Source organism: Hydrogenophaga sp. (genome assembly GCF_048549895.1).
Taxonomy (GTDB): domain Bacteria; phylum Pseudomonadota; class Gammaproteobacteria; order Burkholderiales; family Burkholderiaceae_C; genus Hydrogenophaga.
The window spans coordinates 1-13,110 of the sequence record NZ_JBLYYB010000019.1; the positions used below are offsets into that span (position 1 = coordinate 1).

Here is a 13,110-nt window from a genome sequence, read left to right on the forward strand (position 1 = left end):
ACCACCAGGCAAACCGGCATCAGCGTGGCGCTGACTTGTACACCGGGAAGATGACAAACAGGCGACCCGAAGGGCCGCCGCGAACAATCATGTCGTCACTGTGGACACACCTGATGCGACCTGATCGACAGCAAAGCGCGTCCTGAGTTCCGGCAGGCCCAGCTCATCGAGCACCTGCGTCAGGCGTTGCCGGGCCCGCTCGCGAGCACCGTGTCGGTCGTCGGCCATTCTACGGGCCAGGATCAGTTCGTTCTTCATCGAATGCTCCCACCCCACCAGCTCGGTCACGGTGACGCTGTAGCCGCTGGCTTCGAGCTGCAGGCAGCGCAACACGTTGGTGATCTGGCTGCCGAATTCGCGCGTGTGCAGCGGATGCCGCCACAACTCGGCCAGCGGCGAGCGCGACAGGCTCAGCGCCTTGTGTTGACGCAGCACACTGGCCACCTCGGCCTGGCAGCACGGCACCAGCACCATGTGGCTCGCGTGTTTGGCCAGCCCGAACGCAATGGCATCGTCGGTGGCGGTGTCGCAGGCGTGCAGCGCGGTCACCACGTCGATGCGCGCGGGCAAGCCCGGGTGCGTGAGCGCTTCCTGCACGGTCGTCGCCAGAAAATCCATGCGTTCGAAGCCCAGCTTGTTCGCCAGCGCACGCGACTTCTCCACCAGCTCGGCGCGGGTTTCCACGCCAGTCACGCGGCCCGTGGCCTTGGCCTTGAAGAACAGGTCGTACAGGATGAAGCCCAGATACGACTTGCCCGCGCCGTGGTCGGCCAGGGTCACGTCGCCGCGCGCGGCCAATACATCGGCCAGCAGCGGCTCGATGAACTGCACCAGGTGGTAGACCTGCTTGAGCTTGCGGCGCGTGTCCTGGTTGAGCTTGCCCTCGCGGGTGAGGATGTGCAGCTCCTGCAAGAGGGCCACCGACTGGCCTTCGCGCAGCTCGGGCAGTTGCTCCTGCAGCGTGGGAGCCGGGCGGGGCGAGGGTTTGTGTTTGGCCATGTGCCGATGATAGGTGTGTGCACCCGATGCAAACATCAGCAACGGTGACAATGCCCCATGACCTCCGAACACCCCAGCACCCACCCCTACGGCACCCTCACCCCCGACGTGGTGCAGGACGCGCTGGCCAGCATCGGCCTGTGGGGCGATGGGCGTTTGGCCGCGCTCAACAGCTTCGAGAACCGCGTGTACCAGATCCACCTGGAGTCGCCCCTGGACGGCGTGGACCAGGTGGTGGCCAAGTTCTACCGCCCCGGGCGCTGGAGCGATGCGCAGATTGCCGAGGAGCACGCCTTTGCCGAAGAACTGGTGGCCGCCGAAATCCCGGCTGTGCCGCCGCTGCGCGTGCAGGGCGAAACACTGCACCACTTCAGCGGCTTCAGCTTCGCGGTGAGCCCGCGTCGCGGCGGGCGCCGCCCCGAACTCGACAATTTCGAGGTGCTTGAATGGATAGGCCGCTTTCTGGCGCGCATCCACAGCGTGGGCGCGGCCCAGCCTTTCCAGGTGCGCCCGGCGCTGGACGCCGCGAGCTTCGCCCACGAACCGCGCGACTGGCTGATGGAACACGCCGCCGTGGCGCCCGAGGTGCGCACCGCCTGGTCGGCCGCGCTGGCAGAAGCCCTGGCCTTGATCGAAGCCCACCCGGCGCTCAAGCCAGGCGCGCTGCTGGATGAGGACAGCATCCGCCGCATCCGCCTGCACGGCGACTGCCACCCCGGCAACATCCTCTGGACACCCGAGGGCCAACCCGGCGCCGGCCCGCATTTTGTGGACCTGGACGACGCGCGCACCGGCCCGGCCGTGCAGGACCTCTGGATGTTGCTCAGCGGCGACCGCCGCCAGCAGACGCAGCAACTCGGCGCGCTGGTCGACGGCTACGAACAGTTCCGCGCGTTTGACCGGCGCGAGCTCGCGCTGATCGAGCCGCTGCGCACGCTGCGCCTGATCCACTACAGCGCCTGGGTGGCGCGCCGCTGGGACGATCCGGCCTTCCCCATCAACTTCCCCTGGTTCGGCAGCCGCGACTACTGGCAGGGGCAGGTGGACATGCTGGTGGAGCAGATCGAGGAGATGCAGGGCGAGCCTTTGATGGCTTGAACCCGGGCCATCAGGCTCGTGATGACCTTGGTCCGAATGTGGTTGCTCGCAATTACATTGCACACAATTTAATTGCCAACTACATTAAAAACCCATGAACACCCCCCGCCTCTCCAGCGACCAGGCCCTGCAGCTCGACCACCAGCTCTGCTTTGCCCTGTACTCGGCCTCGCTGGCCATGACCAAGCTCTACAAGCCCATGCTGGACGAGATGGGCCTGACCTACCCGCAGTACCTGGCCATGCTGGTGCTGTGGGAACACGACGGCGTGGCCGTCTCCGAACTCGGCGAACGCCTGCACCTCGACTCCGGCACCCTCACCCCGCTGCTCAAACGCCTGGAGTCCGCCGAGCTCGTGACCCGGCTGCGCGACGTGCAGGACGAACGCCGTGTGCTGATCCGCCTCACCGCTGCTGGCCGCAAACTCAAGGCCCGCGCCGCGCGCATCCCCGGCTGTGTGCTGGACGCTTCGCAGTGCTCCGTCGCAGAGGCCGTGACCCTCACCCGGCAGGTGCAGGCCCTGCGCGACCGCCTCATCGCCTGAGACCCTTTCTTCCAGACCCTTTTCACCCCCCGCTTCCAGCAAGCACCAACCCCAAGGAGCCACACCATGCCCACTTCCCTCGACAAAGTCGTCTACACCGCCCGCGCCCACACCACCGGCGGCCGCGAAGGCAGCTCGCGCTCCGACGACGGCATGCTCGACGTCAAGCTCTCGCCGCCCAAAGCCATGGGCGGCTCGGGCGCAGCCACCAACCCCGAGCAGCTGTTCGCTGCCGGTTACTCCGCTTGCTTCATGGGTGCCATGAAGCACGTGGCCGGCATGAAGAAAATTGCGGTGCCGGCCGATGCCGCCATCGATGCCGAAGTGGACATCGGCCCGATCCCCGCCGGCTTCGGCATCGCCGCCCGTCTGGCCGTGAGCCTGCCCGGCATGGACCGCGCCGTGGCACAAGACCTGGTGGACACCGCCCACCAGGTGTGCCCGTACTCCAACGCCACCCGCGGCAACATCAACGTGACGATCACGCTGGTCTGAGCATCGGCTCATGCAGCAAAAAGCCCGTCCGGCGTGAACCGGACGGGCTTTTTTTGTTCTGAGGATGGGTGTTTACCGGTGATCGCGGTCGGGGTCGTAAATGGTGGTGCTGGTGCCCACACCCACGCCCACCCGCGCATTGCTGTTGCCGATCGGGGTGCTGGTGCCCACGCCGGCACCGGCGCTCACCGCACCGCGCTGGTTCACCCCGACGCCCACACCCACCGGGCCCACACCGGTGCTGATGCCGGCGTTCACGCCGCCCGTGCCCACCCCCACACCGATGGAAAACGGCCCGACCGGAATGCCCACGCCGACACCGGCCGAGCAGCCGGCGAGCAATGCACCAGCACAGAGACAGGCAGCCAGGCGGGTGGCGGGCGTGGATCGCGGGCGAGGGGGTTGCAGTGCGTTCGTCATGGTGTTCCCGGTGATTCAAAGGCAAGGTTACTTCAAGCCCTGGCTGAATGACCGTTTTCCGGCGCCAGGGTTCCACGCACCAGCCCAACGGTGAAGGGTCGGGGTTCAGGCCGGCGCTTTGCCCAGCCGCTCCATGGCGTCGGCCAGCCAGTCGGCGCGCAGCGTGTCGGGCTCGGCGGGGCGCACCAGCCAGCCGCCCTGGGCTGGTGTGACACCGGCCCGCCCGTCCTGCCACAGCAGCCACGCCAGCCACGCACATTGCTCTGCGGTGGGCGCCTCACCGGCAGGCGACACCAGCAGCGCGGTGAACACGGCGGCGTCGGGGACCAGGACCCCGTCGCCACTGAGCTCGCCACCCACCGAGCGCGCCAGCGCCAGCCATGCCGCGCCCGCCTCGCCCTGCGGGCCAAACGCCTGCAGGGCATCGCGCAGCCGCGCTGCAATGGCCGCGCCGCGCTGCGCCTCGGCCTGCAACAGATCGGCGTGGTCCCAGCGGTTCCAGTCCACCTGGGGTTCGGCACCACCCGCCGCACGCGCAGCCTCGGCAAAGCGGTGGATCGCCTGCTCGTGGTCCCCGGTATGCACGGCCGAGCCCACCATGTGCAGAGCGGCCAGCCGGTTGGCCAGCAAGCGGCTTTGCTGGGCCAGCAGGCGGTCGCGCATGAGGCTGTCGCGTTCGCTGCGCAAGACAGCGAGCTCCAGCGCGTTCTTCAGGTCGGCGCGCAGGCTCTCCAGCTCCCAGGGTTTGTTGATGTAGCGGTAGATTTCGCCGGTGTTGATGGCCTCGATCGCGTCGCCCAGTTCGGAATACGCGGTGGTCAGCATGCGCACCACGCCGGGGTAGTACTCGCGGGCGTGGCGCAGCAACTCGTTGCCGCGTTCGCCGGGCATGCGCTGGTCGCACACCAGCACAGCCACGTCGGCCCCATGGGCCAGCAGCACGGCGCGGCCTTCTTCCACTGAGCCGGCGGTGAGCACCGGTGCCAGCGGGCTGACCAGGCGCTCGAAATATTTCAGCGCCATGGCCTCGTCGTCCACATACAGAATTTTCGTGGGTGTCATCGGGTCTCCTCAACCGGGGTGTCGTCGGGCGACGATGGGAAATAGAGGGTCACGGTCGTGCCTCGGCCCAAGGTGGAATGCACAGCAATGTCGCCACCCAGGGTGGTCATCACACGCTGGCAAAACAGCAGGCCCATGCCGCTGCCGCCACTCTCGGCGCGCGTGGTCACGGGTTCGAGCGTGAGCCGCTTGAGCACCTCGGGCGGGATGCCCGGGCCGTTGTCGGTCACGCGCAGGGCAGGTTGCGGGCTCAGGCCGGGCAGCATGGCCACGCGGTCCAGCGCGATGTGCACCCGGGGCTGTGGCGGTGTTTCGGCGCGCAGGGCGATCAGGGCGTTCTTGACCAGCGTGCACAACACGAGATACAGCAGGTCGCGCCGCCCGGGCAGTGTGAAATCAGCCGCCAGCTCCACCGACAACCAGCCAGCCTCAGCCGCTTCAAACGGATACTCGGCCTGCACCGCACGCACGAGTTCGCCCGCATGCAGGCTGGCCGAGGTGTCACCGCGGCTGGCATCTCGCGCGGTCTGCACGAAGGTGGACACCAGCGACTGCGCGTACTCCGCGCGCCGCTGCGCGGCCTCGATCATGAACAGCACATCGCCCGGTTTCTGCTGCGCGATGTGGGCCATGCCATCCGTGTTCTCCGGGCTGACTCGGTGGTTCTCGCGCATGGCCGAGAGGTAGCCGCGCACCGTGGCCAGTGGCGAGGTGACCTCATGGGCCAGAAACCCCAGCGTCTCGCGCAGGGCCGACTCGCGCCGCGCAATCACCGACTGGTCGCGCGAGCGTCGCACGCTGGCCTCCAGCGCCTCGCGCAGGGCCTGGCGGGTGATCGTGTCGTCCAGCGGTTTCTCCAGAATCTTCTCCACATGGCCCTGGTTCACCGCCGACAGGGCCACGTCCTTGTCGGCGTAGGCCGACACCAGCAGGCGCGCCACGTGCGGATAAAGCCGCCGCACTTCCCCCAGCAGCGCCACACCGTCGCGCGCAGGCATTGCGTAGTCGGTGAGCAGCACGGCCACCTCGTGGCCGCGTTCACCCAGCAAGACCAGCGCCTCGTCCACGCTGGCGGCGGTCAACACGGTGAATTCCGCTCCGTACAGGCGGGCAAACCATTTGCACGCCTGCGGCTCGTCGTCCACCATCAGGATCGCGTGGGGTCCCTGGGGGCCTCGGCGCGCGCCGGGGTCTTGCATGCTCATGGTGGCCTCGGCAGATCAAAGGTGAATTCGGTCCAGGCGCCCGGCTCGCTCTCCACCGCCAGGGTGCCGCCGTGGCGCTGCACGATGCCGTAGCTCACGCTCAGGCCCAGCCCGAGGCCGGCGCCCACATCGCGTGTGGTGAAGAAGGGTTCGAACACACGCCCCAGGTTCTCGGGTGCAATGCCGGTGCCGTTGTCGCGCACCTTCACCAGCAGGCGCTGATCCTGCAACACCACGGTCACCGAGATCTGCGGCTTCTCGCGCTTGGCCGACTGCAAGGCGTGGGCCGCGTTGCTCAGCAGATTGATCAGCACACCGATGATGGCGGGCTCGTCGCCCAGCACGTGGGTGTCTTGCGGCAGCTCCAACGGCACGTCGATGCCCCGCAGCTCGTAACCCGCCAGCCGCAGCGCCGAGCGCAAGGCGTTGCCCAGCAGAAACGGGCGCTGCGCGTCCTGCCCCGGCTTCTGATACGCGAAGGTCTTGAGGTCGGAGACGATGTTCTGGATGCGCTGCATGCCTTCACGCGCATCGCTCAGGCTTTCCTTGAGCATGGGATCCGCCTCAACGCCAGGGCATGTCAGGCCCATGTCGATCGCCATCAGGCTGTAGTTCACCGGGTTGTTGAGCTCGTGCAGCAGACCCGCCGAGAGCGTGCCGATGGCGGCCATCTTCTCGCGCTGGATCAGCTGGCCCTTGACCTCGGCCAGCGTGCGGTTGGTTTCCTGCAAGCGGGCGTTCTGTTCGGCCACCTGCTCCCTCAAGGCGAACAGGCGCAGGCGACTGAGCTCGGCGAAGTAGGTGCAACCCACACAGATGATCGCGGAGAAAGCCGTGAACAGCAGGTGTGCGACGAACTGCCCCGTCGCCACAAAACCACCCGCGTGCCAGAAGCAGGCCGCCACGTAGATGAGGCAGGTGAAGACCCCGAACCCGAGGCCTTCCAGGTAGCTGATGGGCACGATCATGCCCACCGCATACAGCGCCAGATGAAGCCCCACGAAGTAGATGGAGGCCGCTCCTTCTGTCTGGGCAATCATCCAGGCGATCATGATCTGCGGCAGCGCCAGCCACACCAGCGTCAGCACACGCACATGGCGTCGCCCGAACTCGCCCTGAATGACCCACAGAATCAACAAGGTGGCCACCGCCACCAGCGCCCGCACCAGCAGGAAGGTGGTCGCCTTGTCGGGATAGACCGCGAGGTCCAGCCCCGCACCGGCCAGCACCAGCACGGCCGAGGTGATGCATCCGGTCTTGCTGAACGCCAGCCGCACGTCCTGGACGGCCACCCGCAAGGACTGTGCAGTGGCTGCGGTCATCAGGCATTCGCGCGCTCAAGCGCGGGCACGAGGAAAGAAGCAAACACATTCACACCCGTGGCGTCGGTGAATATCTTCTCCTCGCTGCGACGGCTTGGCAGAACGCTTTGCAGGCGGGCCTCATCGCGGTAGATCAGGTACCACTCCAGCACATGCTCCATCACACCGCGCTGCGAATTGCTGGAATGCACGTTGGTGACCAGCACCTGGCCACCGGGTCGGGTCCTGGCGTACAGGTACTCCAGCAAACGGCTGCAGACCTTGTCGGAGAGGTAATCGAACAAACCCGCGCAGTAGGCAAAGTCGTAGGCTTCGGATACCGGTGCAGCATCTGCCCGGGTGGCGCGTTTGAGCAGGTTGTGGACCGAATCGTTGACCAGCTCGAAGTGAACTGTTTTGCCCAGGCGCCGGCCGACCTCCTCCATCTTGGCGCGAGTGTGCTCCAGGGTCACCTCGCTGAAGTCCACCAGGGTGAAGTGCGCGCTGTCCGGGTCGCCACCGGCGAGCAGAAAACGCTCGATCTCCACCGCCGGGCCGCAGCCGATGTTCAGCACGCGCAGCGGTCTGCCCAATGTCTTTGCCTGGGCGGTGGCCTGCTTGAGATGCGTCACCAGAATGTCGATGCGGTTGCGGTGCGCCTGTGCCACGGCAGACCGCAGGAACAAGGCATTGATCATCTGGAAATACGTGGTGCTGCCCTGCTGGGGATCCGACAGGATCTGGTTCACCATTTCGTAGTCGCCGGCATAGCCCAGCGGCTTGGCAAACGTGCGGTACACGAAGGGGGCGCGAAGCAACAACGGGTGCAGGGAGGCCTGCGCAAAACTCCGGTAGGTGGGCAGGTCTTCATCGGGCACGTTCTGTGTCTCCGCTTCCAGCGCCTCGAAGTAACTGGCCGCGGCCAACATCACGGGTGAGGCGATTTCCTGAAACACCGCAGGCATCACCCGCCCATCTTCGCCCCTGGGCAAGGCGCTGGAAAAATCGGCGTGGTCGGTCCATCGAGACACTTCGGCGAGGTACGCGCGAATCTCGCTCACCGCCACCAGATAACCCCGTTTGATCTTGAACCGCTCGAACCAGCCCTCCACAAAAAGCTGGGCCTGCTGGCCCACGCCGACCGGCTCGCCGCGGGCCAGCGTGAGATCGGACCATTCATCGATCAACGCCAGCGACACCACCGCCATCAGCCCGGTGTTGAGCAGGCTCACCACCACGGCCTTGCCTTTGTAGATGCTGCGCTCCCCCGAGCGGATGGTGAGTTCGCCGAGCACCTCGCTGACCTGCACGATGGAGTACGGGTTGTAGATCTCCATCACCAGGGAGCGCCGCTGCAGGCTGGTCAACGTTCCTCGCGCAGCTTCCCCCTGGCTGTTGCGGAACGTGACGACAGGGTCGAATGGGCGCTGAAAATGCACGGCTGGGCTGCTGTCAACAAGTGAGAGGCCGAGCGAGGCGCCAGCCGGGAATGAATGATCAGGCGCCAGTGTAGTCACCTGGCGTGATTTGCGTCACGGCCCTGCTCAGCCAGGGGCCGCTCGGGGTCGCGATCTCAAATCAGCAGGGCATTCACACGCTTGACATACGCCGCCGGATCGTCCGGCAATCCGCCCTCGGCCAGCAGCGCCTGGTCAAACAGGATGTGCGCCAGGTCGTCGAAGTGCGCGCTGCCCTCCAGCTTCTTCACCAGCGCGTGTTCGGCGTTCACCTCCAGGATCGGCTTGACCTCGGGCGCGGGCTGGCCGGCCTGCTTGAGCATGCGGGCCAGCTGGGTGGACAAGTCACCGTCTTCCACCACCAGGCAGGCCGGTGAATCCACCAGGCGCGAGGTCACGCGCACGTCCTTGGCTTTGTCTTTCAGGCTGTCCTTCAGGCGCTCCAGCACCGGCTTGAACACCTCGGCTGCGGCCTCGGCGGCCTTCTTCTCGTCTTCGTCCTGCAATGCCCCCAGGTCGACCGCGCCCTTGGCCACGCTTTGCAGCGGCGTGCCGTCGAACTCGGTGAGGAAACTCAGCGCCCATTCGTCCACGCGGTCGGTCATCAGGAGCACCTCGATGCCCTTCTTGCGGAACACCTCCAGTTGCGGGCTGTTTTTGGCAGCGGCCAGGCTGTCGGCGGTGATGAAGTAGATCGTGGCTTGGCCTTCCTTCATGCGGGCCTTGTAGTCGGCGAGCGATGTCAACTCGGTACCGACCGTGCTGGCAAAACGCAGCAGCTTGGCCAGCTTGTCGCGGTTGGCGAAATCTTCGCCCAGGCCCTCCTTGAGCACCGCGCCGAACCCGGCGTAAAACCCGGTGTACTTCTCCACGTCCTTGCTCATCTCGTCCAGCAGGGCCAGCACGCGGCGGGTGTTGCCTTCGCGGATCGCTTTCACATCGCGGCTCTCCTGCAGCAGTTCGCGACTCACGTTGAGCGGCAGGTCCGCCGAATCGACCACACCCTTGACCCAGCGCAGGTACGCCGGCATGAGCGCCTCGGCCTCGTCCATGATGAAGACGCGTTTCACATACAGCTTGATGCCAGCCTTGCGGTCGCGGTTCCACAGGTCTTGCGGCGCCTTGGCCGGGATGTAGAGCAGCTGCGTGTACTCGGTGCTGCCTTCCACGCGGTTGTGGCTCCAGGCCAGCGGGGCCTCGGTGTCGTAGCTCAGGTTCTTGTAGAACTCGGCGTACTGCTCGTCGCTGATGTCCTTCTTGCTGCGCGCCCACAGCGCGTTGGCCGAGTTCACGGCTTCCCACTCGTCCTGCTTCACGTAGGCGCTCTTCTCGGCGTCCCACTCTTCCTTCTGCATGAGGATGGGCAGGCTGATGTGGTCGGAGTACTTGGCGATGATGGACTTGAGCTTCCAGCGGTCGAGGTAGTCGCCCGCGTCGTCGCGCAGGTGCAGGGTGACGCTGGTGCCACGCGCGGCGCGCTCGATGGTTTCCACTTCAAAGTCGCCGGTACCACCGCTGACCCAGCGCACACCCTCGGCTGCGGGCAGGCCCGCGCGGCGGCTTTCCACGGTGATCTTGTCGGCCACGATGAAACCCGAGTAGAAGCCCACGCCGAACTGGCCGATGAGCTGCGCGTCCTGCTTCTGGTCGCCACTGAGGTGGCTCATGAAATCCTTGGTGCCGCTCTTGGCAATCGTCCCCAGGTGGTCAATGGCCTCCTGCGCGCTCATGCCGATGCCGTTGTCGGTGATGGTGATGGTGCGGGCCTCGGTGTCGAAGGCCACGCGCACGTCGAGGTTGGGCGCGTCTTCAAACAGGGCGGCGTTGTTCAGGCCTTCAAACCGCAGCTTGTCGCAGGCGTCCGATGCGTTGGACACCAGCTCGCGCAAAAAGATGTCGGGGTTGGAGTACAGCGAATGGGTGACCAGGTGCAGCAGCTGCGCCACTTCGGCCTGGAACGACAGGGTTTGTTTGCTCATGGGAGTTCGTTGGAAAGAAAGAGGGGGGAGGCCCTGGACGGGCCGGCGCGAGGCGGAATTATGGGCGGCGGCGGCGATTTCAAGCTTCGGCCCGCTTCCCGCGTTCGAGCAAGGCCATTCCAAATTACTGCACTGGTGGTATTTCCGGCCTCCCGTTGTCCCCCTAGCCTCGCTCGGTCTTGCGCCCAGAACAAGCCACGAGGGAGGAACCGGATTTGTCATCGCACCACGACGCGGGGCTCACGCATGCCCTGAGCACAGAGCAGGCCGTCTGGCTGCTGGGAAGCCTGGCGGGCTTGCACCGCAAGCCCTTTGACGCCGAACTGCTGATCAAACGGTTTTCCCCGCCGTGGGACCTGCCCACGCTGATTGAAGCCCTGGCCGCTCTCGGGCTCAAGGCGCAGACCGTTCCCTGGCCCGACCCCGCGCATCCACCCCCACCTTTTCCAGTGGTTGCCTTTGCGCGCAGCGCCGGCCAGGACAGCGCGGGTACGCCGCTGCTGATTGCCAGCCGAAGCGACGGGCAACTGGGCTTGTTCCGCCCGGGCGAAGCCCCGAATGAACTGAACGACCTGCACACCCTGAGCCGTGAAGCCCAGCCATGGCTCTTGCTCTGCGCCGCGCAAGACCCCGCCGCCCCGGCGGGAGACGAAGACAGCGCCACCAGCCCGCCCCAACGCCCCGCCTTCGGCTTCTCGTGGTTCACCCCCGAATTGCTGCGCCACCGCCGCCTGTGGCGCGACGTGCTGCTGGCCAGCCTGGCCATCCAGCTGGTGGGCCTGGCCACGCCGCTGTTCACGCAAGTGATCATCGACAAAGTGATTGCACACCACAGCTTGAGCACGCTGTGGGTGCTGGGCGTGGCGCTGGTGGTGTTCATGCTGTTCACCAGCACCATGACCTGGCTGCGCCAGTACCTGGTGCTGCACACCGGCAGCCGCATGGACGCCGTGCTGGGCGAGCAGGTCATGCGTCACCTGCTGCGCCTGCCCCTGCCCTACTTTGAAGCGCGCCCCACCGGCACCCTGGTGGCGCGGCTGCAGGGCGTGGAGACACTGCGCGAGTTCGTCTCGGGCGCGGCCGTCACGCTGCTGCTGGACCTGCCCTTCCTGTTCATCTTTCTGGCGGTGATGTTCTGGTACAGCTGGGTGCTCTCGCTGGTGGCGGTCGGCCTGCTGCTGCTCATCGTGGGGGTGAGCCTGGTCATGGTGCCGGTGTTTCGCCAGCGGCTCGACCAGCAGTTTTTACTGGGCGCGCGCAACCAGGCGTTTTTGACCGAATACCTCTCGGGCATGGCCACGGTGAAGGCGCTGCAGATGGAGCCCGACGTGGACAAGCGCTACGGCATCTACCTGGCGCAGTACCTGCAGGCCGGCTTTGCCACCCGGCAAGCGGGCAACACCTACCAAGTGAGCGCCTCGGCGCTGGAACAGACCATGACCCTGGCCATCCTGATCGTGGGCGCCTGGACCGTGATGCATAGCGACGCCTTCACCGTGGGCATGTTGGTCGCGTTTCAAATGTTCGCCAGCCGCTTGAGCCAGCCGTTGATGCGCCTGGTGGGCCTGTGGCAAGAATTCCAGCAAGCCAGCATCGCCGTGAAACGCCTGGCCGACGTGCTGGACATGCCCACCGAACCGGTGAGCCTGGTGCCCCAGCGCGCGCCGGGCGGCAGCGGCGCCATCGAGGTGCAGGACCTGGGTTTTCGCTACAGCGAACGCCACCCCTGGCTGTACCAGGGCCTGAGCCTGACGCTGCCGCCCGGGCAGCTCACCGTGCTCATGGGCCCCTCGGGTTGCGGCAAAAGCACCCTGGCCAAGCTGCTGCTGGGCTTTCATGTGCCCGAGCAAGGCCGCATCACCATCGACGGCCGCGACATCCGCCACCTGGCGGCCAACGAACTGCGCGCGCACTTCGGTGTGGTGCCGCAAGAGACGGTGCTGTTCTCCGGCACCGTGCTCGACAACCTGCTCATGGCCTCGCCCCATGCCCGGTTTGAAGACGCCATGGCCGCCTGCCGCGCCGCCGAGATTCACGACGTCATCGAACAACTGCCCCAAGGCTACCAAACCGAGATCGGCGAACGCGGCACCGGTTTATCGGGCGGGCAGCGCCAGCGCATCGCCATTGCACGCGCTTTGCTCAAACGCCCCAAGGTGCTGATTTTTGATGAGGCGGTGTCCAACCTCGATCAGGAAACGGCCGAGCTGTTTGCGCAAACGGTCAATCGGCTGAAGGGCAAGGCGACGATGGCTTTTATTACGCATCAGGTGCCCAGGGGGTTGGCTGTGGATCGAGTGATTCACCTCAACGATGACACAAACTCCAACTAAATGCGGCACATGAATGAAAGAACAACTCGCGTCTTCGACCCCCTTACAGCGTCACTTGTTTATCGCGGTTGACTGGCATGCATCTGATAGCGGAAACCAACAGATCGGTAGCATTTTCCCTGATCAGAAGATGTAAGCAATTTTTGAAAGGCGAGAATTCAAACGCAACAAACTCCAAAAAACTCAAAATCTCAACCCAACTCCAAGTACATGAAAA

At 65.6% G+C, this 13,110-nt stretch carries 10 protein-coding genes and 1 pseudogene; 4 read left to right on the top strand and 7 right to left on the bottom strand.

All coding sequences use genetic code 11. The features are described 5' to 3' along the window. Window positions 1–87 precede the first annotated feature (87 nt). A complete protein-coding gene (locus ACN4F8_RS01545) occupies window positions 88–999 on the bottom strand; it encodes a class I SAM-dependent methyltransferase (RefSeq protein WP_419471964.1) in 912 nt (303 codons plus the stop codon). Window positions 1,000–1,056: 57 nt separating this feature from the next. Between ACN4F8_RS01545 and ACN4F8_RS01550 the strand changes: the two genes are divergently transcribed. From ACN4F8_RS01550 to ACN4F8_RS01560, 3 genes are all read left to right on the top strand, one after another. Further along, window positions 1,057–2,097, top strand: a complete 1,041-nt coding sequence (locus ACN4F8_RS01550; RefSeq protein WP_419471965.1) for a serine/threonine protein kinase — start codon at window positions 1,057–1,059, stop codon at window positions 2,095–2,097. A gap of 94 nt (window positions 2,098–2,191) precedes the next feature. Continuing rightward, complete coding sequence (locus tag ACN4F8_RS01555) at window positions 2,192–2,641, top strand: MarR family winged helix-turn-helix transcriptional regulator (RefSeq protein WP_419471966.1); 450 nt, start codon at window positions 2,192–2,194, stop codon at window positions 2,639–2,641. Window positions 2,642–2,707: 66 nt separating this feature from the next. Continuing rightward, window positions 2,708–3,136 (top strand): organic hydroperoxide resistance protein, encoded by a 429-nt coding sequence (locus tag ACN4F8_RS01560; protein ID WP_419471967.1) that lies wholly within the window; start codon window positions 2,708–2,710, stop codon window positions 3,134–3,136. 84 nt (window positions 3,137–3,220) lie between these two features. Here ACN4F8_RS01560 and ACN4F8_RS01565 read toward each other — a convergent pair. From ACN4F8_RS01565 to htpG, 6 genes and pseudogenes are all read right to left on the bottom strand, one after another. Continuing rightward, window positions 3,221–3,556, bottom strand: a pseudogene (locus tag ACN4F8_RS01565) (hypothetical protein); the annotation flags it as partial. A gap of 105 nt (window positions 3,557–3,661) precedes the next feature. Further along, window positions 3,662–4,618 (bottom strand): response regulator, encoded by a 957-nt coding sequence (locus tag ACN4F8_RS01570; protein WP_419471968.1) that lies wholly within the window; start codon window positions 4,616–4,618, stop codon window positions 3,662–3,664. Next, a complete protein-coding gene (locus tag ACN4F8_RS01575) occupies window positions 4,615–5,823 on the bottom strand; it encodes an ATP-binding protein (RefSeq protein ID WP_419471969.1) in 1,209 nt (402 codons plus the stop codon). The genes ACN4F8_RS01570 and ACN4F8_RS01575 overlap by 4 nt, the downstream gene beginning before the upstream one ends. Next, on the bottom strand, window positions 5,820–7,145 hold the full coding sequence (locus tag ACN4F8_RS01580; protein WP_419471970.1) for a sensor histidine kinase: 1,326 nt from the start codon (window positions 7,143–7,145) through the stop codon (window positions 5,820–5,822). The genes ACN4F8_RS01575 and ACN4F8_RS01580 overlap by 4 nt, the downstream gene beginning before the upstream one ends. Further along, window positions 7,145–8,563, bottom strand: coding sequence for a class I SAM-dependent methyltransferase (locus tag ACN4F8_RS01585; protein WP_419471971.1), 1,419 nt, complete (start codon window positions 8,561–8,563; stop codon window positions 7,145–7,147). Before ACN4F8_RS01585 ends, ACN4F8_RS01580 begins: the two co-directional genes overlap by 1 nt. Window positions 8,564–8,697: 134 nt before the next feature. Next, window positions 8,698–10,560, bottom strand: a complete 1,863-nt coding sequence (gene htpG, locus ACN4F8_RS01590) for a molecular chaperone HtpG (RefSeq protein WP_419471972.1) — start codon at window positions 10,558–10,560, stop codon at window positions 8,698–8,700. A gap of 215 nt (window positions 10,561–10,775) precedes the next feature. Between htpG and ACN4F8_RS01595 the strand changes: the two genes are divergently transcribed. Next, window positions 10,776–12,893, top strand: coding sequence for a peptidase domain-containing ABC transporter (locus ACN4F8_RS01595; RefSeq protein WP_419471973.1), 2,118 nt, complete (start codon window positions 10,776–10,778; stop codon window positions 12,891–12,893). Window positions 12,894–13,110 lie beyond the last annotated feature (217 nt).

Bases quoted from the DNA above. Each gene is read 5' to 3' on its own strand.
- ACN4F8_RS01545 (WP_419471964.1), bottom strand. From the start codon at position 999: ATGGCCAAACACAAACCCTCGCCCCGCCCGGCTCCCACGCTGCAGGAG.
- ACN4F8_RS01550 (WP_419471965.1), top strand. From the start codon at position 1,057: ATGACCTCCGAACACCCCAGCACCCACCCCTACGGCACCCTCACCCCC.
- ACN4F8_RS01555 (WP_419471966.1), top strand. From the start codon at position 2,192: ATGAACACCCCCCGCCTCTCCAGCGACCAGGCCCTGCAGCTCGACCAC.
- ACN4F8_RS01560 (WP_419471967.1), top strand. From the start codon at position 2,708: ATGCCCACTTCCCTCGACAAAGTCGTCTACACCGCCCGCGCCCACACC.
- ACN4F8_RS01570 (WP_419471968.1), bottom strand. From the start codon at position 4,618: ATGACACCCACGAAAATTCTGTATGTGGACGACGAGGCCATGGCGCTG.
- ACN4F8_RS01575 (WP_419471969.1), bottom strand. From the start codon at position 5,823: ATGAGCATGCAAGACCCCGGCGCGCGCCGAGGCCCCCAGGGACCCCAC.
- ACN4F8_RS01580 (WP_419471970.1), bottom strand. From the start codon at position 7,145: ATGACCGCAGCCACTGCACAGTCCTTGCGGGTGGCCGTCCAGGACGTG.
- htpG (WP_419471972.1), bottom strand. From the start codon at position 10,560: ATGAGCAAACAAACCCTGTCGTTCCAGGCCGAAGTGGCGCAGCTGCTG.